Consider the following 19,915-nt stretch of genomic DNA (forward strand, 5'->3'; position numbering starts at 1 on the left):
CGATCTTCGTATTGGTGAGTTGAGTGGTTCGGCTGGGGATTAATTTCACGCGGTGGTCAACGCGAAGGGCCCGGCTGTCGCCCCGGAGGGCGGGGTTCCACGGGCCCGGATCGAAACCGGCCGGCCCGGAACTTCACCCATGGCGGGACATGGTTCGCCCGGTCGCTGGTCGAGCCCCGGTTGATCGACGAATGCCGCCTTCTCGTCCACCCGGCCGTCCTCGGCGCTAGCGAGCCGATCTTCCCGGCGTCGCTGAGCCTCGAGCTTGCAAGCACGACCATCTTCAGCGGCGGAGCCGTCGCCCACGTCTTCGCAGCGCAGCCGTGATCGAGCCCGATCGGTAACCGCGGCCCACCCATCACCCGAAGAAGTCGTCGAGCGAGCCGTCAGGACGGGTGACCAGCTGGCGCTCGGTTCGTGTTCCGGCGTGAACGGAATCTCGCGCGGTACTGCTGGGCCGAGATGCCGACCTCGCGACGGAAGATCTGGCGCAGATTGCTGGCTGATCCGATGCCGGTCAGCGCGGCGATCCTCCCGATCGGTTCGTCGCCTGCCTCGAGGAGCCGCTGCGCTGCGAGTATCCGTTCCCGCGTGAGCCATTTCTGCGGGGTGGTGCCAGTAAGGCGCTCGAATCGTCTGGTCAGCGTCCTCGGGCTCATGTGCACGCGTGCGCCCATCGAGCGCAGCGACCACCGCTGGTCCAGGTTCCGGCGCATCCAGTCGAGAAGGTCCGGCAGCGGGTCACCGGGGTCGGGGCTGAGCGGGACGTCGACGAACTGGGCCTGGCCCCCACTGCGGTAGCCGGCGAGCACCAGCCGGCGGGCGAGGGCGGCGGCGGCGTCCGCGCCGAAGTCACCCCGTACGACATGCAGGGCGAGGTCGATGCCGGCTGACATGCCCGCAGCGGTGAGGATGCTGCGATCGTCGACGAACAGGGCGCGCGGGTCGACGGCGGCGGTGGGGAACAGCGTGGCGAGCAGCCCGGCCGTCGACCAGTGGGTCGTGACCCGGCGGTGGTCGAGAAGACCGGCGTGTCCGAGGATGAAGGCGCCGGTACAGATCGACATGATCCGCGCGCCGCGCCGGTGTGCGCGGCGCAAGGTCCTCAGCAACGCCGCGGGTGGGACGGCCTCCTCCGGAATCCACCCCGGAACAATCAGCAGGCCCGCCTGTTCCGCATCCTCAAGCCCGTACGGCGCGTGAACGCTGACCCCGCCGTCGAGCTCGACCTGGCCGGGCGTGACGGCACAGACCTTCGTCCGGTACCAGGAGCCGAACCGTGCGGAGTAGTCGACGCCGAAGATCTCGTTGATGGTGATGTAGTCGAAGCTGCCCGCGCCAGCGTAGACCAGGATGGCCACAGCTGGACCGTCGAGCGACACCGCGTACCTCCCGCACCTCGCTTGCTGTCGGTCCCATCGGGAGATGGGGCTAACGAGCATCTTAGGAAGACGCAGCCTTAGGAACATCCATACGAGATCGTGCGCTGAGCGTTCGCTAACCCGGGTGACGGTCTTTCGAGGCGTTGCCGCGGGAGGCGGTCTCATGACGTTCTGCAGCCAGCGGATTCCCGCCGCTTGTGCTCCCGGCGCTTTGCCTGCGCCAATGCCCGGTTCGCGTCGTCCAGAAAGCGTCCCGCTCCAACTCCGCCCGCGATGGCGGCCCGCGGAACGCCTCGCACCCAGTTGATTTGCTCATCGGTCAGGAACTCGATCGCCACAACACCCTCCGCAAATCGACATAACGCGACCCACGAAGGCTGCGGGCCACAGCAGCTCGCGCAGGTGTTTCCTCCACCTCAACACTCACCGGCCCGCCTGGCGACAGTGTCCGGTCACGAACCGACAGGATCACGCCGGTCGCCCGCGCGGGTGGCACCGGCATGCCGCCACGGTCCTAACGTCGGTTGCGGGCCTGATCGGCTCGGTCAGTCAACAGAGGTGCACTTCGGCGAAAGGCATCGACATGCGTGAGACATCTGCCGGGCTCCGGCGCAGAACATTGCTCGCCGCTATGGCCGTCACGGTCGCCGGCTCCGTGGGCATCGCCCGACGGGCGGAAGCCCGGTCGATGGAGCGGACGGCGGTGCTGTCGCGATCGGTCGGCGCCTTCGAGGTGATACCGATAATCGACGCCTCGGGGCCGTTCTTCCTGGACCGGCAGCAGGCGTTTCCCGGAGCGACGCCGCACGACTGGGACCTCGCCCGGAGCATCGACCCCGACGCGTTCGGGACCGGGGAGACCTGGCAGCTGGACTTCCGCTGCTTCCTGGTCCGCGGACCACGGGACCGGCTGATGCTCGTCGACACGGGCGTGGGGCCTGCCGACAGCCCGGCCTCCAGCTGGGCTCCCACCCCGGGCCGCCTCCCGTCCGAACTGCGCCAGGCCGGCATCGACGAGGCCGACATCGACATCGTGGTGCTGACCCATCTCCACGAGGACCACTACGGCTGGTCCGTCGGGCCGGACGGCACACCCATGTTCCCCAATGCCCGGTACGTCATCCAACGCAGCGAGGTCGCCGCGCTGCCGGCCGGCGATACGGCTCTCACATACGTCGTCGATCCATTGCGTGCCGCCGGGCAGCTCGAGCAGGTGGACGGTGCGGCGCGGCTCGCAACGGCCCGCGGGGGACTGGTCGGGTCGATCCGCGTGACACCAACGCCGGGGCACACGCCCGGCCACCAGTCAGTGATCATCGACGGCGACCGCGATCAGGTCGTCATCACCGGCGACGCCCTGGTGCATGCGGTTCAGCTGGTTGACCCGGCGGTGGCATACCGGTACGAGGCAGACCCGGAGGCCGCGCGCAGGACCCGCGAGCGGCTGCTCGAGATGGCGCGTCGCAGACACACCGTGCTGGCCACCGCACACCTGCGCCGGCCATGGATGGCGGTCCCATGACGGCGACCGCCCGGTGCGCCGGGGCGAAGGGCGGCGACGGCGCTGGTGACTGGCCTCGCCGTACTCGCCGTGCTCCTGCCTTCTCCCGCGCAGGCGGCGCCGATGCCCGCGCCGAGCAGTGGTGGTTCACGTTCTGGGACGTGAACACGAAGGTTTGGTTCGTCACCCATGGTGCCGGGATACCGGTCGCCGTGGTCGACACGGGCGTCAACCTTTAGGGTGCATACGGGTGCCTTGGGTGGGCTACCAAGGGCTTGGGAAGCAAAAGACCTGCGGCCGCGAAACCACAGGTCAGAGGGTACAAGGCCTGGTGGAAATGAGTGCCACGGGCAGGATGAGAACCTGCGGCACCCGCTTTAGGAGAGCAGTGCCGATCCTTCTACCGCATAGCCTTTGACCTGCGAGAACAGCTGTACGGATGTCCATAAGGAGCAAGATCATCTCGCGAATGTCCCACATCATCTAACATGCGATTTGCTGGTGTTCTGCCCGGGCTGAAGCTCTCGGCGGGCCCAACTGTAGTCGCTCACGGTGCGCGGCGGACAGGCTGGTTGTCCACCGCGAGGATACCGGGCGGCGAAGGCTCATTCAGTCAGAAGCCGTCGAGATGGTCCCGCATCCTCATCGCGGTCGTGCCCTGAGCGTTGTCGGCACGGGCGAAGCGTGCAGTGGGGACCTGATCTCGACACCGCTGCGAGGGTGCTCGGACACGCGGTGCTCCTGGGGAAAGAGCCGACGCCCTATGATCATGCAGGTCGCCCCCCAGACGGGCGGTGGCCTCAGGTTTCCGGGCAGAGTCGCCCATTCCTCAACGCTGCCCCAGCTGTGCCAACATAATGAGGCGCAAGTGTCACAGGATAGGGAGCGGCATGGGATTCACACAGCAACTCGACCTTCTCGAAGGCCGGATGACGCTGGGCGAGCTGGAGTCCCACCTGCTTGAGGCTGCCAACATCCTGCGAGGACCGATCGACCAAGCCGATTTCAAGAGCTACATCTTCCCGCTGCTGTTCTTCAAGCGGATCAGCGATGTCTATCAGGAGGAGTTTCAGCAGGCCCTGGCGGACTTCGAGGGCGACGAGCAAGCCGCCGCCTTCGCCGAGAACCACCGCTTCCAGATCCCTGCTGGGCACTCCTGGGAAGCCGTCCGGACCGCCACGAAGCCACCCGGACAAGCTCTGTCAGAGGCGCTACGGGCCATCGAGAAGGCCAACCAGGACACCCTCTGGGGGATCTTCGGCGATGCGCCGTGGACCAACAAGGAGCGTATCTCGGACGAGGTGATCACCAGGCTCATCGAGCATTTCTCCGCTCGCTTCTTGGGGAACTCCGCGGTGGAACCGGACATGCTCGGGCAGGCGTACGAATACCTCATCAAGCGGTTCGCCGACATGTCTAATAGGAAAGCTGGGGAGTTCTACACACCGCGCAACGTCGTCAAGCTCCTGGTCGCGATCCTCAATCCGCGGCCAGGCGAGACCGTTTACGACCCGGCCTGCGGGACGGGCGGCATGCTGATCGAAGTCGTCCAGCACGCGATCGAGGCAGGAGCCAATACCGCCGAGTTGGGTGGGACGCTCTTCGGCCAGGAGAAGAACCTCACTACTGCCGGTATCGCCCGGATGAATCTGATCCTCCACAGCATCGAGGACTTCGAGATTGCCCGTGGTGACACTCTGCGCAGGCCCGCGTTCATCGAGGGCAATCGCCTGCGGACCTTCGACTGCGTGATCGCGAATCCCCCTTTCTCTCTCCGTGCCTGGGGTCGCGAGGTTTGGACGAAGGATCCGTATGGCCGAGCGTTTGCCGGCTTGCCTCCGGAAAGCAGCGGCGACTGGGCCTGGGTACAGCACATGATGTCCTCGATGCGGTCGGATTCAGGAAGGGTGGCTGTTGTCCTGCCGCAAGGCGCGCTCTTCCGCGGTGGTGAGGAGGGCAAGATCCGCCGTAGCATCGTTGAGAGCGGCAAAATTGAAGCGGTCATCACCCTCGGCGAGCAGCTCTTCTACGGAACCGGCCTCGCCCCCTGCATCCTTGTTATACGGCACGCGCCCTCGCACCTCGGGAAGATCCTTTTCGTGGACGCTTCCGACCAGTTCACCAAGGGCAGAGCGCAGGCCACGATGGACAGCCGCCACATCGCGCAGGTTCTGACCTGGTATCAGGACTTCCGCGACAAGCCGGGCCGAGCCAAGGCCGCCGACCTGGCAGAGGTCATCAAGAACGACCACAACCTAAACGTTTCGCTCTACCTCGAATCTCGCGCTACGACGGAACTGCCCGGTATGCCGGAAGCCCTGGCCGAGCTTCGTGCGGCCTTCGACGCGCTCACGGTCGCGGAGAGCCGTCTCCGGGAGGAACTCGCCTCATGGTGAATCAGGGATCCGTGCTTCCCGAAGAGCCGGCTCGCCTGAGCCAGGCCGAGCTCCGGAAGTATCTGTGGGGCGCCGCCACGCTGCTGCGCGGCCTCATTGACGCAGGCGACTATAAGCAGTACATCTTCCCGCTGCTGTTCTTCAAGCGTCTCAGCGACGTCTACGACGAGGAGTGCGCCCAGGCCTTGGTCGACTACGGAGACGACGCAATCGCCAACGCTCCAGAGAACCACCGCTTCCAGATCCCCGACAATGCGCACTGGGACGACGTCCGCCGCAAGCCGCAGAAGGTCGGCAAGGCCATCGGCGAAGCGATGCGCGCCATCGAGAATGCCAACCCACGGCACCTGGCGGGAATCTTCGGTGATGCCGACTGGACCAACGCTGAGCGCCTCCCCGACGCGACACTCTCCAGCTTGCTGGAGCACTTCTCCACGCAGACGCTCGACCTGGCGCGCGTCCCTGAAGACGAACTGGGCAACGCCTACGAATACCTCATTGGCAAATTCGCCGATGACTCCGGACACACAGCACAGGAGTTCTACACTAACCGCACCCTCGTCGACCTTATGGCCCGCATGCTCAAACCACTGCCCGGCCAGAGCGTCTACGACCCCACTTGCGGTACTGGCGGCATGCTGATCACGACCGTGCGCGTCGTCCGCGATCGAGGGCTGGAACATCGTGCCCTGCGTCTGTATGGCCAGGAGCGCAACGTGATGACCTCCTCGATCGCCAGGATGAACCTGTTCCTGCACGGCATCGAAGAGTTCGAAATTGCCCGCGGTGACACCTTGGATGCACCCGCGTTCGTCGCGGACGACGGACTGCGCACTTTCGACGTTGTGCTGGCCAATCCGCCGTACTCGATCAAGCAGTGGAGCCGCGCCAAGTTCCTCAATGACCCATGGGGGCGAAACACCTGGGGAACTCCACCGCAAGGCCGAGCCGACTATGCGTTCTTCCAGCACATCGCGGCCTCACTCAAGCCCGGCAGCGGTCGGTGCGCGATCCTCTTCCCACACGGCGTGCTCTTTCGTAAGGAGGAGCGTGATATGCGGGAGGCACTTATCCGCTCCGGTCTGCTGGAGTGCGTGCTAGGTCTCGGGCCTGGACTGTTCTACAACTCGCCGATGGAGGCCTGTGTGGTGGTGTGCCGTACGGGACGTCCGCCCGGCGAGCGAGACAGGGTGCTGTTCATCAACGCGGTCAACGAGGTCACTCGGCCGCGAAACGGCCAGAGCCGCTTGGATGAGGAGCACATCACCCGGATCCTCGACGCCTACGAGGCGTTCGCCGACGAACCCGGATTCGCCAAGGTGGCGACCACCGACGAAATCCTCTCCCGCGACGCCTCGCTCGCCATCCCGCTATATGTCGTGGGCGGCTTCGACGCCGACCGACCCCAATTGGAGCTCGTGCGCGGATTGTGGGAAGACAGCTCTAAGGCCGCCACTGCAGCGGTCAAGGCGCTGCTGAACATCAAGGAATCCGAGTGAACGTCGACCGGCCAACGTGGCAGCGCGTCCGCTTGGGCGAAGTCGCCAGAATCGCTAAGGAGCCTTCGGCCTCGCCCGGCGAACGCGTGGTGGGATTGGAGCACCTGGAATCCGGTGTGCTGACCGTTCGCAAGTGGGCGAGGGCTGATCTGGAGCACACTTTCACGCGTCGATTCGGTGCAGGACACGTGCTCTTCGGCAGGCGCCGCGCCTATCAGCGTAAAGCCGCGCGAGCGGAGTTCGCCGGCGTTTGCTCGGGTGACATTCTCGTCTTGGAAGCGCTTCCCGGTATGAATCCCCTGTTCCTGCCCCTCGTGATGCAGAGCGAAGGTCTCATCCAGCATGCCGTCACGCGGTCTGCCGGCTCGCTATCGCCGCGAACCAATTGGAAGGCGCTCGCGGATTATGAGTTCAGCCTTCCAGATCTGGAAGAGCAGGAGCGCATCGCCAGGTTGGTCTGGGCGGCGGAGACGGTGACGATCCGGGCTGAGCATGCCGCCGCTGCGGCCTGGGACGTGGAGAAGCGGGTACTGGAAGACGCTTACAGCGACCCCACCTGGCCGACCATTGCGACAGGCGAGGCAGGTGACGTACAGCTGGGTAAGAAGCTCAACTCGCGTGACCAGACGGGCCACTACACCAGGCCTTACCTCCGTGTCGCTAATGTCGGAGATGACGAGCTCCTACTAAAAGATGTTCTCCACATGGACTTTCCGCCTGGCGAGTTCGACAAGTACCGGCTTCGGCCCGGTGACATACTTCTGAACGAAGGTCAAAGCCTGGAACTGGTCGGTCGGTGCGCTATGTACAACGGCGAGATAGACGAAGGCTGCTTCCAGATGACGTTGCTGCGCTTCCGGGCGAGTGACAGCCTCGATCCCGAATTCGCTTACGGATGGCTCCGGCGGTCGTTCTACCGCGGCGACTTCATCAAACAGGCAAAGAAGACCACCTCCATGGCCCATCTCACCGCCGCCAGGTTCAAGAGGATGCCGTTCCCTTTGCCCCCAATTGACATGCAGCGTAAGATCGTTGAGCGAGTCGCCGAGGCGCGGGAGGCGCGGCGGCGGTTGGAGGAGCATGCCGCCAACTCCAGATGTCTCGTGCACGGGCTGATCGATCGGATTCTCGGCGAGGACGACCCCCCAGATGAGCTTCGATGAGGCGAGCAGTGTCAGAGACCGGGTCAGGGATGAGCTGACCCAGATAGAAGGCGGTTGGCGGTTCGTGCCCGCCACCGACCTCGACCGGAGCGCATTCGGTTGGCTCGATGAGGAGTTCAGGGATGCCCTCATCCGCCTCAATCCGGACATCGCTGCAGATCCCGGCCACATTGACCGTATTCAGTACGAACTTGGCGCTATCGTCCTGTCGAGTGGCCGGCAGGGCCTGGTGAAGGCCAATCAGGACCTCCGGTCCTGGTTACTGGGCGAGAAGACGCTGCCGATCGGTGAAAACGGCAAACACGTCGCCATCCGCCTGCTCGATTTCGACGTGCTAGAGAACAACCGCTTCATCTTGTCGACCGAGGTGACGTTCCACCATCGCACCAAGAGGCGCAGGTTCGATGTGGTGGGGTGGGTCAACGGGATGCCGCTGGTTATCGGTGAGGCCAAGAATCCGACACGACCGTCGGTAAGTTGGCTGGACGCCGCCTATCAGGTCAGCTCGTATGAGGAAGAGGTCACCCCCTTCTTCGTGCCCAACGTGTTCAGCTTCGCGATTGACGGGCGCGAGGTGCGATACGCGGCAGTCGGCACCGACTTCGCAGACTGGACCCCCTGGCCTGCACCGAGCCCGGAAGGTGTGGAGATCGAGCGGGCGGCGGCAGCCGTACGTCATCTCGTGGCCCCCGAGACGGTGCTCGACATGCTGGCCTACTTCACCGTCTACGGCTCAGACGACGACCATCAGATGACCAAGATCGTGCCGAGGCACCAGCAGTTCGACGCGGCGAACCGCATCGTGAGCCGGGTATTGGCCGGGTCCCCGCGCAAGGGGCTGATCTGGCACTTCCAAGGGTCGGGTAAGTCGTTGCTCATGGTTTTTACCGCGGGTAAGCTCCGCCGCCACCCGCGGCTGGGCAACCCGACCGTCCTCATCGTGGTGGACCGTATCGAGCTGGACACGCAGATCAGCAGCACGTTCAATGCCGCGGACGTGTCGGGAGTCAAGAGCACCAACAGCGGCCCGGAACTCATAGACTGGCTTAGGTCTGGGCAGCGGATGACCATCATCACCACGATTCAGAAATTCCGCGACGCCCGGGAGGTGCTGTCGGATCGGGATGACATCATCTGCTTGGTAGACGAGGCCCACCGCACACAGGAGGGCGACCTCGGCACCCGGATGCGCGACGCGCTGCCCAACGCCTTCCTCTTCGGCATGACCGGCACACCCATCAACCAGCGGGACCGCAACACCTTCAAAACTTTCGGCGCAGACGAGGACTCACAGCGCTACCTGTCCCGCTACAGCCAGGCCGATTCGCTGACCGATGGAACCACAGTTGAGCTGCGCTTCGAACCACGGCTCACCTCATTGCACCTTCCTGGCGAGCTGCTAGACAAGGAGTTCGCAGCGCTTACCGAAGGTCTCACGGAGACTCAGCGGCACAAGCTAGTGACCCGGACGGCGCGGATGGAGGAGGTCATCAAGCAGCCCGACCGCCTCGACCTTGTATGCATGGACATCGCCGAGCACTTCACCGAGCATGTCGCGCCCAAGGGTTTGAAGGCCATGGTCGTTACCTTCGACAAGGAGGCCTGCTGGCTCTATAAGCAGCGCCTTGATCTCCTGCTCGGAGAGGAGGCCAGTGACATCGTCATCTCGGACGGCGACTTCACGCAGCAGGCACGTGATCTCAACCTCAAGCGCTTCGTACGCACGCGGACCGAGGAGGAGAATCTGCTGGAGCGTTTCCGTGACCCCAAGGATGCGCTACAGATTCTGATTGTCACCGCCAAGCTGCTGACCGGCTTCGACGCGCCCATCATGCAGACGATGTATCTCGACAAGGTGATGAAGGATCACACACTGCTTCAGGCCATCTGTCGGGTCAACCGCCCCTACTCGCGTGGCGACCAGCGCAAGAACCATGGCGTGGTAATCGACTATGTCGGGGTGTTCAGCGATCTCAAACGCGCGCTGCAGTTCGACGAGCGGTCCATGCAGCATGCCGTACAACGGCTGTCCGACCTGGCGTCCGAGCTGCCCGAGGCGCTCACGGGGTGCTTGGCCTTCTTCCCCGGTCTGGATCGCACCGACGGCAGCGGTCATGGTTTGGAGGCGGCTCAGCGCGCGCTCGCGCACCCCGAGACGCGGGACCAGTTCGCCGCCGCCTATCTCAGACTCTCCCGAATCTGGGAGGCGATCTCTCCGGATCCTCAATTGGCCCCGCACCGTGATGATTATCTATGGCTAAGCCAGATATACGAGTCAGTACGGCCACGGGACGATGAGGGCCGAATCCTTTGGCGCAAGTTCGGCGCACAGACACGTGCGCTCGTGGCCTCCCATCTCAAGTTCGAGGCAGTCCACGCCGACCTAGACACCCTCGTGCTGGACGCTGACATGGCCCGTCAGCTAGAAGAGAACCCTGCCCCACATGCTAGGAGAGTCCACGACGACCTGAAGCAGCGGCTGCTGGAGCGACGTGACGATCCCAGCTATGCGCCGCTCAGCGAGAAGCTCGAGCAGCTCAGGAACGCCTACGAGGCGAACCAGCTCACCAGCATCCTCTATCTGAAGCGCCTCCTCCACATTGCCCGGGAGGTGGTCGCCTCGGAGAAGGCGACAGGCACTGCCAGCATGGAATCTGTCAGTCTCGAACGTAATACTGAATCTGGGCGAGAGGCACTCACAAGACTGTTCGAGCAGGCAGGCCGAGATGGGAAGACACCCGCTGACGTGCAGCAGGTGGTGGAGGAGATCGACCGGATTGTCATGGGGATGCGCTGGGAAGGCTGGCAACGCACGACGAGGGGCGAGCGAGAGGTGAAGCGAGCTCTACGCAAGGTTCTCTATGCCCATCGCATGCATCATGACGAGGACCTGTTCGCCCGGGCCTACGCCTACATCGCTGAGCACTACTGAGTCAGGCACCAACCGAAAGGTCCGACGGTGGCCACTTCTCATACCCAGCGCGAGGCAGTCAGGCCGCGGGTGCGCACGGTGGCGCAGTTGCTGCTCCAGCTGCATACGGGCGAGCTCAGGCTGGAGCAAGGGCGTACCGGAAGTCCTGACTGGACGTTGGCACGCCGCCGCCTATTGGTCGATTCCGTACTACGTGGCTGGCCGATCGGCACCGTCTATACGCTTACGGAAGCCGGGCGGTCGAGTGTCATCGATGGCGGCAGGAGGCTGGCGGCTTTGCGTGACTTCGTGCAAGGCCAGTTCGCGCTCGACGGCTTTGTCTCGCCGGCCGATCCCATGCTCCGCGAGAATGACGGACGGTTCTTCAGCCGCCTGCCGGCCGGGCTGCAACAGGCTCTTCATGACTATCAGGTGACAGTCGTGGAGCTACGTGACCTGCCGCCCGAGTCCGTCCGCCCCGCCCTTTTCCGACTTGCCGACAACGACCGCCTTACATCGGAACAACGATTGTTGAAAGAATCGGGGATACTGGGCGAGCAGGCCCACGAGTTGATCGCCGACGCAGCGCTGCAGTGGGGCATGGATGGACCGAGGCTTGGCTTCTCCAACACGGCTTTGGTTTACGACGATGTGGTGACACGAGCATTGGTCGCCGCGGAGCAGAACCATCTCGCAGCTGTGGACGAAGGCCTCGATTCTAGAGTCCGCGCCGGTCATCCGGTGGCTTCCGGTGTCCGGGAAGAGGTGGCAGCTGCCCTTCGCGACTTGTTGACCATGCCCGCGATGGACAACGAGGGAGTGCGCTTCAGCCAAGCGACCCTGCTCTCATGGCTCCTGTTGATCATCCACGTGCGGCGGCGATTCGGCGAAAGTGCCGTGCACTATCTCGGTGCCGTGATGGAGTGGTTCGAGCCCCAGCGCCACCGACTCAAAGCTGGGCTTGATCCGACTCCACCGCAAGTTCGGCCCGCTTTTCGTCAGCTGCCTTACCCAGATTTGCTGTCAGCCTTCAACGAGGCCGCGGCTCTCGATGCCAGGCGCCTCGAGTCCATCATGATCAGGGACATCATCCTCTGGCTGCTGCTTGTGGCACACGGCGGCTCTCCCGCTCGCGAGTCGACTCCGACGCCGGATCTGCTGGAGCTCGCACACCAAATCAGCGAGGGCACGGACATGCGTTCTTTGCTCAACCGCTTCGTGACGAAGACGGGTTGGGGGCGATGGGCATGAAGGCAACAGAGCTGGACGCCACCTATCGAGCGCTCCACGAGAGCACCGCGGTCTCCGCTCTGCGCCATGTTTATGTGGGAGATCATCCTCATCTTGGATACCTCGAGACATCCATCGCTCCGGGAGTGACCGTGCTGTGTGGCGCCAGCGGGGTCGGTAAGAGCCAGTTTCTGAAGGCGCTGGCAGCCCATCTCGCCGATGGAGATCATTCAGTTGTCACCACAGATCTCTGTGACCTCTATGGCGCGACACCACCCGCATCACACGACGTGATGCGGCGGCGCGCTAAGTGCCAGTATGTGGATCTCGCTCGAGAGTGCTTTGATATCCTTCAGCAGACGTCCTCACCTGATCTGCCCGACCGACTGGAAAGCGCGGAGCCTCTGACATTGGAGGAAGAGGTGGTCCGGCTCCGCTATGTCCTCGGCCGCGACTATTCGAAAGCCGAGCTAAGAGAAGTCAGCCGAAACGACGGACGGTCCGAACACTGGCGCCACTTCACGCTCCACTACGGCGGACGTTCTTACGGTCCAGCCGAAATGAGCCTCGGCGAACTCGCCGCATGCGTCATCCTTACCCTGGTGCAACGCGCCGGCGAGGGGCAGATTCTGTTGCTTGACGAGCCCGAGAACTTCCTGTCCCCACGCGCTCGTGCGCACCTGCTCGATGTCATCGCCACTCGGGCCGTGAAGAGGAAGCTCTCGGTAGTGATCGCCTCTCATTCGGCGGAGTTCGTTGCCCGCTTACCGGCCTCTTCACTACGTGTCATGGAGCGGTCGGTTGCTGAGATCCACGTTGACGCCGCGGATTACCACTCCGCGGCGGTGAGGGCGCTCGGGCTTGACCCCTTGCCAAGGGTCCTCGCGCTTGTGGAGGACGATCTGGCCGTCCACCTGCTTGAAACGATCATCGCCATACATGCGCCACGTTTGATCGGCCAGGTCCGTGCTGCCAAGGTCGGCGGTGACGGCAAAGTCGATCTGGGAGTCAAAGTACTGGGTCAGAAACTCAATGTCGCGATGGACTCCCGAGAGAGCCGGCGCGCGTTCCTGGAGCGTGGGGTGCGTACTCTGGCCAAGCATGAGCTCGGTGTCCGGGTGATCGGTGTGCTTGACGGTGACGCACGGCAGCAATTCAACGGAGATCACCTAGCGTATCTGCCGGGTGACCATGCGCCCGAGGCGCTCCTGCTTCAAGCTCTTCGGGCATGCCCTGACCTGGCTGCTGAGCGACTCGGCGTCTCTCGTCACGCTTTGGACGTCGCCGTAGCTGGCGCGGAAGGCCTCGATCATCACCACCAACCCGAGCACATAGCTCGTACGATCAACTATGACACCGATACCGTCACGGCAGTCGCCGTGCGTATCGCGGTTGGTATGCCCGAGCACAAGGCCAGTGCCGATGAGCTCGTGACCAAGCTCACGGCTCTACTTTCCCCTCACCCCTGAAGTGTCGCGACTATGCGTGAAACCGCCTAACGGCAGCGAGACCTGACTCTTGCAAACCCTGCGCGAGTGGCCTTCGATGCCGTTCTAATCAAAGGCAGACACGCCCAGCTGCCAGTCGTCCAAGGCCCTCATCCTGGGCGGAACGCTCTCAAGCATCCTGCACCGGAAGTAGGCATCCACGTGGCTCCGGCCGACGGGGCGTGACCTGCCCACGGTCGTTAGCACCCGGACGCGGCGCGACAGCATGACCTTCCGCTTTTCAGGCGGACCGATCACCCTGCTCGGCTGATCGAAACCGTGGTCAGGCACGCGTGGACGGTGGCGCGGGTGCGTCCGCGTGTGGTGATGTTGCTGTCAGCGCTGCTGTCAGCGCTGCTGTCACCTCAGCCATGGTCACCCGGTGGCAAGGCCCGACGAAGGAGGGCCTTGCCGGCGATCGCCCCGGCCCGTACGACGGGCACCGAAGTCCGCGATCGTATCGGCCTCAGCCACTGCGCCGCCTTCTGACCCGTAGCAAGGCCGACAGCGTCCATTTCCGTCCACGAGCAGTCAAAGGCCCAGGTCATCGCGCGAACACGCGAACAGGAAGTCCACAGTCGTCCAGGACAATCCAAGGTCGTTGTTAGCAGCCGCGTTAGCCAGATCACAACATGTGGCGGTAGTACTGGAAACGCGAAAGCGCATGACAGCGGCACGTGCGCGTGATCCACTGGTCAGATGGAGAGCGTAGTAACGAGCCTAGTAGCAATCTTTGGGACGCTGATGGGAGCCGCCGCCACATATGTTTTTCAACTACGGACCGCCAAGCAGGCACGCCAGTCCGCGCGGGAAGAACGACTGTGGCAAGAACGTTTGGCGGCGTACAGCACCTTCGCCGGCGCGCTTACGGACTTCCGGAAGAGCCAGAACGACCGATGGCACAGGGAACAGGAAGACCCACAGAGCGCTGCGTACTCTACAGTGCGAGACGAGTCCTACCGCCAGCGCGCAAACGCGACGGCTGCGCTATTCAGGCTGCGGCTGGTCACAACGAACCAGGAACTCGATGACTTGGCATCGTTGGCATTAAGGTTGACCGAGGAAATCCACGACGCTACAGACGAAGAAGATCGTACTGCCCGAGGCCGGAAGGCCCGTCGAGCCCTTCTCGACTTTGCTAAAGCAGCGGCAGTTGATGTCCAGCAGCTCCATGTGTAGGAATCTTGAACTGCCAATTGAGCTATTGCCGCTCTGAGCCTGCTTGCAAACAGGAGCCAGTCACCCCGTTGAGGACTTGCCGCCCTGCGCCGCGCGTCATCACCGTCAATTATCAGCCGGGTCGCCCTGACTAGCCAAAGTCCTAAGAAATGCTGGCTAATCTCCTGGCCTGAACAGACGTCGCATGATCTACACTCAGAACCGCAAAAGTCAAGATATCAGCATGTTACTGATTTGATATTCGAACAGAGGAACCTCAAAAAATTCAATCAAGAGTTATGGCGCACTAGGAGAAGGACTAAAAGGGCTATCAGTGCTGAAAATCCTACTCCAAAATAAAATCCCTGCTTGAGGAAATCCCAATCAAGTCGACTTGAAGGCCATCTAAGCTTGCCGCCTCCAGTGATATACGATGCTTTCTCGGCCTCAAGCGCACTTACCGCAATCTCCACTTTTCGTGCAACCTCCTCCAAGGCAGATGCGTTGTTGGTGGTCGGCGGCTCTAGTTGTCCTTGCATAAGATAACTTGCGTCTTGAATGCGCTGCGACATCTCTCTGATCGTTCCCCACTCGATCTTGTCCACCGCCTGCGAGAGAGCGTAGGAATTTCCTTCAAGATGCGCTACTTTTGATGCGGCCCAATTAAGCGCTTGGGCGTTGTCTTCTAGATGGCGCAGCTTGTTCGCCGAATCCGCCAGAAGGTTGGTATTTTGTTCGAGGTTCCCGAGCATTCCTGCAGCGCGGTATAGCATATGAGCATTGTATTCTAGATCCCCGAGCCTTCTGGCCGCTTCATTAAGGAGCTGAGCTGCGTCAAGAATATATGGCCTGTCGAAGGATTCCAGCAGTAGAGATCGTATCGTCTCTGCAGTGTCACTACTTACGGATTTTAGATCACCTACAGCGGCCAAGAGATCTTGCTTGGTGTCACTCACCGCTTGGAGCATGAGTTCCTGAAGTCGTTCTTCTGTCAAGGAGCCCAGCCTATTGAGCTCCGACATATAGTTTCCCTCGCGGTCCTCCTTCCAGCCGCGCAGTATTTCAACGGTGTAATCGCTCGCAGTAGGTTCGGTGTCAATCAGCTTATGATGGCCTTTGCAAAGAAGAATCAGATTACTAAAGCTCCTTCGCTCTTCCCGCGTCATGCGGGAGTCGTACCGAGCTCCGCCCTTTTCCTCGGCGCAGATATGTGCAATATCGGCAAAAACGGAAGGAAGGCAGTCGATAACCTGCAAGACTGGCCTTGGACAGTCTGGGGCGTAGCACTGATTGCGGCTGAGGTAAAAGAGCGCTTTTTGGACAGCCGATTGAATGTGATCTTTGCCCATGATGCCCTGCCTGCGCCAAGTTAGACTGACAGATACGCGATACAGCATAGAATCCAGGTCCGACAATTAATCCGTCTACGCGCCTGTTGACATGTGCGCGTGGGCGGTGCTGGCCGCGACCGGCCGAAGAGCCGCAGCGCGGCCAGCAACCGCCCGACGCGCGCGGGACGCCGCAGGCGGCACGCGCCTTGAAACCGTGGAGAAAGTACTCATCCACGCAACGGGCATGGCTTGTCGGGTCTCATGACCCGTGTGACACATCGTGCTCAGGACGTGCGTAACACTTCGCCGAGTGCTGGTGGAGTTGAGCGTGGTCGAGCAGCGGTACCAAGCCGTGCTGCAGGTGTTATCAGGGGCGAGTGTCACCGAGGTCGCCCGACGGTTCGGGGTCTCCCGTCAGGCGGTGCATCGATGGCTGAACCGATACCGCGATCAGGGACTGGCCGGGCTGTCGGATCGTCCATCCCGTCCCCGCACCTCACCGACCCGGACACCGGCCCAGGTAGAGGCGCTGATCTGCGAACTGCGGCGTAACCACCCCCGGTGGGGCGCCCGCCGACTGGTGTGGGAACTGACCCGCCGGAACTGCCCCGGGCCGGTGCCGTCGCGGGCAACGGTGCACCGAGTGCTGGTGCGCCACGGCCTCGTGCAGGCCACCCCCAGAGGCCGGCGGCGGGAGGACTACACGCGCTGGCAACGATCTGAACCGATGCAGTTATGGCAGATGGACATCGTCGGCGGGATCATGCTGGCCGACGGCACCGAGTGCAAGGTCGTCACCGGCATCGACGACCATTCCCGCTACTGCGTCGCCGCCACCGTGGTGGCCCGCCCCACCGGCCGGGCCGTCTGCTCGGCCCTCGCCACGGCCATGCGCCGCTACGGGATCCCCGATGAGCTGCTCACTGACAATGGCAAGCAGTTCACCGCCCGGTTCGGCCGCGGCGGGGAAGTGCTGTTCGACCGGATCTGCCGCGAGAACGGCATCACCCACCGGCTGACCCGACCGCACTCACCCACCGCCACCGGCAAAGTCGAACGCTTCCACCAGACCTTGCGGCGAGAACTGCTGGATGACCACGGCCCGTTCACCAGCATCGCCCATGCCCAGCAGGTCCTGAACTCCTTCGTCGCCGACTACAACACCCGCCGGCCTCACCAGTCGCTGCACATGGACCGCCCCGCCGACCGGTTCCAACCCCGCGACGACGAGCAGCTGCCGCTGCGGCTGCCACCAGCCCTCCAGTCCTTCCCCGATCCTCACGTCGAACCCGAGCTCACACCGGAGCCCGAACCTCAGGTTGAGACGGCCCCGTTGGTGATGCCGGTGGACGGGATCGACCTGGTCGACCTGGCCGTCGAGTTCACCCGGATCGTCCCGGCCTCGGGAAACCTGGCCGTCTGCGGACAGCAGTTCTGGCTCGGCACCCACCGGGCCGGTCTCACCATCACGCTGCGGGCCGATACCGGCACCGTCGAACTGCTGGCCGCTGGGGTCAGGATCAAGAAGGTCCCGTCCCGGCTGACGCCTCAGCAGCTGCGTCGGTTGCTCGCCGAAGGCGGCACCCGCATCCAGCCCGCACCCAAATCGGCCCGCCCCGGCCCCGGCCAGACGGTCGAGGTCGACAGGATCATCAACGCCTGCGGCCTGGTCTCCCTCGGCGGCAGGCAGCATCCGGTCGGCTACCAGTTCGCCGGACGCCGGCTGACCGTCCGCATCGACGATGCCGTGCTGCACCTGACCGACGGACACACACTCCTGCGCACCCTGCCCAATCCCCTCACCACCGAGGAGATGGCCCGCCTGCGCGACGCTCGCCCCGCCGGACCTGAGCCCCAACCAGCCCTCCAACCCGTCCAGGTGCAGCGGCGGGTCAGCAGCCGCGGTCAGCTCGCCATCGCTGGTCAGCGCATCCGCGTCGGCATCGGCCACGCCGGAGCGACCGTGACCGTCGAGGACACCGACGGGACCTTCCGCATCACCCACGCCGGCCAGATCATCGCCGAGGTCGCCCGCACCACCACCAAACCCATCGCCCGGTTCAAAGTCCGCAAGCCCCAGCATCCACGGAAGACCACACCTGGCGGACAGAACTGCGGTCATGGATCCCGTGACGCTGCAACAGGCCCTGGACGACATCTTCGACCACGCCCTGCTCCACCACGGCTTCGTGGGCTACATGCGCGACTACCAGCTCGTCATCCGCACGACCGCCGACCCTCGAACGGGGATCGCGCCGACGACACTGCGCTACCTGTTCCGCCACTGCGTGCAGGCCACCTGCACCACAACGGTGCCGGCCGCCACCTGGCGCACCTCCCTAGACGACCGGCTCATCACCTACGAGACCGGCGTCGACCTCGACGGATACGTCTGGGGCGTCAGCTGGCAGATGCTCTACCCCGGAGCAACCCTCATCACCGACTCGCCAAGCGCCCGGACCTGGGCCGCCGCCGTCGGCATCGACTTCCATGAAGTCCGGATCGAAACCAACGCCCACGACCTCACCCTGATCTTCTCCGACCTGCACATCGAAGAACTCCCCACCGAATCACAGCGACCAGAGCACAGATTCCCGCTTCAATAGGCACCAGAGAACAACAGATCATCTAGCCGGAGTGTCACCCACCTCCCGAGCCGGATCTGTCACACGGGTCCTGAGACCTGACAGCAACGGGCATGGCTGTGACCTGGGAGTTTTGCTCCGCTGCTGGTGCTCCGGATTCGGTTGCTGGCTGCCGCTGGAGCGGAGGGACTGAGTCAGCCGACGTGCGGACTCTGTTTCCCATCCGCCTGGAGGTAATGGCTGATGCGCAGGCTCATCGAGCGATCCATCCGGTAGTTCGTCATCTCATCCCGCGGAACCCAGCGGACTTCGCGAGACTCGGCGCTGGGTGTCGGCTTGCCGGCAACAGCTCGGGCAGTGAGGACGATGGAGAACTCCTGCCGGACCTCGCCGTTGCTGGTGTAGAGGATGACGTGGGCGGGATCGCTGTAGGTCCCGACGAGCCCAGTAACCTCGCAGGTGATGCCCGTTTCTTCCAGCGTCTCGCGTACGGCTGCTGCCGGGATGGACTCGCCGAGATCGATGGCTCCGCCTGGTAGGGCCCAGTTGTCGTTGTCGGAGCGGCGGATCAGGAGGATGTGGCCGGCCTCGTTGGTGACGACGACGTTGACCGAGGGCACCAGGCTGTTCGCGGCTGGCGCCTGCGGGTCGTTGTAGAAGTCGATCCTGCGGGTCACGGTCCGGAGCCTACGTGCTGGATGCCTGATCTTCAGGCGGTTTCGTGTCGCTCGGCTGGCTGACGAAGCTGCCAAGGCCACGGACGGTGTAGATGGCGCCTTCCTCGCGGAGGGCTCGCATCACCTTGTGGGCGGTCATGCGGGCGATGCCGAACTCCTGCATCAGATCGTTCTCGCTCGGCACTCGTGAGCCGGGGCGGTAGACGTCGGCGGCGATGCGCTCGCGGATCACGTCGGCGACCTGCTCCCAGCGAGGCCGGTCGTGGCGAAACTCGATCATGACGTCACTGTAGGAACCCGTGATGTCCCATCGTTCTCCGGATGGCCCTATGGAGCCCTATAGACAACCCATCTGAGCTTTGCTTACGCTGGCCCCATGGCACTCCCCGGTTGCGACCTCGACGCGCTTCGCGCCACGTTCCCCGGCTGGTCGTTCTTCCGCAGCGATGCTGGCGCCCTCTACGCGACCAGGCGGGGCACTCCCCTACGCAATGCAGAGATCGACGCGGGGCTTGATCAGACGGTGAGCGCCGACGACTACGTGACCCTCGTGACACTGCTGCAAGCGCAGCAGGTCCGGCACTGATGCGGCGGC

Annotated in this window: 15 protein-coding genes and 1 pseudogene; 12 read left to right on the plus strand and 4 right to left on the minus strand. The window is 63.4% G+C overall.

Features of this window, described 5'->3' with window-relative positions:
- The first annotated feature begins 42 nt into the window (after positions 1-42).
- A complete protein-coding gene (locus tag ABZS51_RS04050; protein ID WP_355436349.1) occupies positions 43-327 on the plus strand; it encodes a dihydrofolate reductase family protein in 285 nt (94 codons plus the stop codon).
- Positions 328-386: 59 nt separating this feature from the next.
- Here the strand turns inward: ABZS51_RS04050 and ABZS51_RS04055 are convergent, their stop codons facing one another.
- Positions 387-1,361 carry a helix-turn-helix domain-containing protein gene (locus tag ABZS51_RS04055; RefSeq protein WP_355435951.1) on the minus strand — a complete coding sequence of 325 codons (975 nt, stop codon included), beginning with the start codon at positions 1,359-1,361 and terminating at the stop codon, positions 387-389.
- 604 nt (positions 1,362-1,965) lie between these two features.
- Here ABZS51_RS04055 and ABZS51_RS04060 point away from each other — a divergent pair.
- The 8 genes from ABZS51_RS04060 (at position 1,966) to ABZS51_RS04095 (ending at position 13,551) form a co-directional block, all read left to right on the plus strand.
- Complete coding sequence (locus ABZS51_RS04060; RefSeq protein ID WP_355435954.1) at positions 1,966-2,904, plus strand: MBL fold metallo-hydrolase; 939 nt, start codon at positions 1,966-1,968, stop codon at positions 2,902-2,904.
- The gene (locus ABZS51_RS04065) at positions 2,901-3,122 is read left to right on the plus strand and encodes a hypothetical protein (RefSeq protein ID WP_355435957.1); all 222 of its coding nucleotides are present in this window, start codon (positions 2,901-2,903) and stop codon (positions 3,120-3,122) included. Before ABZS51_RS04060 ends, ABZS51_RS04065 begins: the two co-directional genes overlap by 4 nt.
- A 651-nt stretch (positions 3,123-3,773) precedes the next feature.
- Positions 3,774-5,279: a class I SAM-dependent DNA methyltransferase gene (locus tag ABZS51_RS04070; RefSeq protein ID WP_355435960.1), complete on the plus strand. Its 1,506-nt coding sequence runs from the start codon at positions 3,774-3,776 to the stop codon at positions 5,277-5,279.
- On the plus strand, positions 5,273-6,778 hold the full coding sequence (locus ABZS51_RS04075; RefSeq protein WP_355435962.1) for a class I SAM-dependent DNA methyltransferase: 1,506 nt from the start codon (positions 5,273-5,275) through the stop codon (positions 6,776-6,778). Before ABZS51_RS04070 ends, ABZS51_RS04075 begins: the two co-directional genes overlap by 7 nt.
- Positions 6,775-7,941: a restriction endonuclease subunit S gene (locus tag ABZS51_RS04080; protein ID WP_355435965.1), complete on the plus strand. Its 1,167-nt coding sequence runs from the start codon at positions 6,775-6,777 to the stop codon at positions 7,939-7,941. The genes ABZS51_RS04075 and ABZS51_RS04080 overlap by 4 nt, the downstream gene beginning before the upstream one ends.
- Positions 7,928-10,873, plus strand: coding sequence for an HsdR family type I site-specific deoxyribonuclease (locus ABZS51_RS04085; RefSeq protein WP_355435967.1), 2,946 nt, complete (start codon positions 7,928-7,930; stop codon positions 10,871-10,873). The genes ABZS51_RS04080 and ABZS51_RS04085 overlap by 14 nt, the downstream gene beginning before the upstream one ends.
- 78 nt (positions 10,874-10,951) lie before the next feature.
- Complete coding sequence (locus ABZS51_RS04090) at positions 10,952-12,103, plus strand: hypothetical protein (RefSeq protein WP_355435969.1); 1,152 nt, start codon at positions 10,952-10,954, stop codon at positions 12,101-12,103.
- Positions 12,100-13,551 carry an AAA family ATPase gene (locus tag ABZS51_RS04095; protein ID WP_355435972.1) on the plus strand — a complete coding sequence of 484 codons (1,452 nt, stop codon included), beginning with the start codon at positions 12,100-12,102 and terminating at the stop codon, positions 13,549-13,551. The genes ABZS51_RS04090 and ABZS51_RS04095 overlap by 4 nt, the downstream gene beginning before the upstream one ends.
- 1,466 nt (positions 13,552-15,017) lie before the next feature.
- Here the strand turns inward: ABZS51_RS04095 and ABZS51_RS04100 are convergent.
- Positions 15,018-16,076, minus strand: coding sequence for a hypothetical protein (locus tag ABZS51_RS04100; RefSeq protein ID WP_355435975.1), 1,059 nt, complete (start codon positions 16,074-16,076; stop codon positions 15,018-15,020).
- A gap of 310 nt (positions 16,077-16,386) precedes the next feature.
- Between ABZS51_RS04100 and ABZS51_RS04105 the strand changes: the two are divergent.
- Positions 16,387-17,211, plus strand: a pseudogene (locus ABZS51_RS04105) (IS481 family transposase); the annotation flags it as partial.
- A 967-nt stretch (positions 17,212-18,178) separates the two neighbouring features.
- Complete coding sequence (locus tag ABZS51_RS04110; RefSeq protein WP_355436367.1) at positions 18,179-18,664, plus strand: hypothetical protein; 486 nt, start codon at positions 18,179-18,181, stop codon at positions 18,662-18,664.
- 173 nt (positions 18,665-18,837) lie between these two features.
- On the opposite strand, the gene ABZS51_RS04115 is transcribed toward ABZS51_RS04110, so the two are convergent.
- Together ABZS51_RS04115 and ABZS51_RS04120 are read right to left on the minus strand one after the other, a co-directional pair.
- On the minus strand, positions 18,838-19,320 hold the full coding sequence (locus tag ABZS51_RS04115) for an NUDIX domain-containing protein (protein WP_355435978.1): 483 nt from the start codon (positions 19,318-19,320) through the stop codon (positions 18,838-18,840).
- Between the two features lie 10 nt (positions 19,321-19,330).
- The gene (locus ABZS51_RS04120) at positions 19,331-19,600 is read right to left on the minus strand and encodes a GntR family transcriptional regulator (protein ID WP_355435981.1); all 270 of its coding nucleotides are present in this window, start codon (positions 19,598-19,600) and stop codon (positions 19,331-19,333) included.
- 96 nt (positions 19,601-19,696) lie between these two features.
- On the opposite strand from ABZS51_RS04120, the gene ABZS51_RS04125 reads away from it, so the two are divergent.
- The gene (locus tag ABZS51_RS04125) at positions 19,697-19,906 is read left to right on the plus strand and encodes a hypothetical protein (RefSeq protein ID WP_355435984.1); all 210 of its coding nucleotides are present in this window, start codon (positions 19,697-19,699) and stop codon (positions 19,904-19,906) included.
- Positions 19,907-19,915 lie beyond the last annotated feature (9 nt).

This window comes from Nonomuraea sp. NPDC005501 (genome assembly GCF_040605905.1).
GTDB lineage: Bacteria > Actinomycetota > Actinomycetes > Streptosporangiales > Streptosporangiaceae > Nonomuraea.

Coding starts and splice junctions, on each gene's coding strand:
- ABZS51_RS04060 (WP_355435954.1), top strand. CDS start 1,966: ATGCGTGAGACATCTGCCGGGCTCCGGCGCAGAACATTGCTCGCCGCT.
- ABZS51_RS04065 (WP_355435957.1), top strand. CDS start 2,901: ATGACGGCGACCGCCCGGTGCGCCGGGGCGAAGGGCGGCGACGGCGCT.
- ABZS51_RS04070 (WP_355435960.1), top strand. CDS start 3,774: ATGGGATTCACACAGCAACTCGACCTTCTCGAAGGCCGGATGACGCTG.
- ABZS51_RS04075 (WP_355435962.1), top strand. CDS start 5,273: ATGGTGAATCAGGGATCCGTGCTTCCCGAAGAGCCGGCTCGCCTGAGC.
- ABZS51_RS04085 (WP_355435967.1), top strand. CDS start 7,928: ATGAGCTTCGATGAGGCGAGCAGTGTCAGAGACCGGGTCAGGGATGAG.
- ABZS51_RS04095 (WP_355435972.1), top strand. CDS start 12,100: ATGAAGGCAACAGAGCTGGACGCCACCTATCGAGCGCTCCACGAGAGC.
- ABZS51_RS04100 (WP_355435975.1), bottom strand. CDS start 16,076: ATGGGCAAAGATCACATTCAATCGGCTGTCCAAAAAGCGCTCTTTTAC.
- ABZS51_RS04110 (WP_355436367.1), top strand. CDS start 18,179: ATGGATCCCGTGACGCTGCAACAGGCCCTGGACGACATCTTCGACCAC.
- ABZS51_RS04120 (WP_355435981.1), bottom strand. CDS start 19,600: ATGATCGAGTTTCGCCACGACCGGCCTCGCTGGGAGCAGGTCGCCGAC.
- ABZS51_RS04125 (WP_355435984.1), top strand. CDS start 19,697: ATGGCACTCCCCGGTTGCGACCTCGACGCGCTTCGCGCCACGTTCCCC.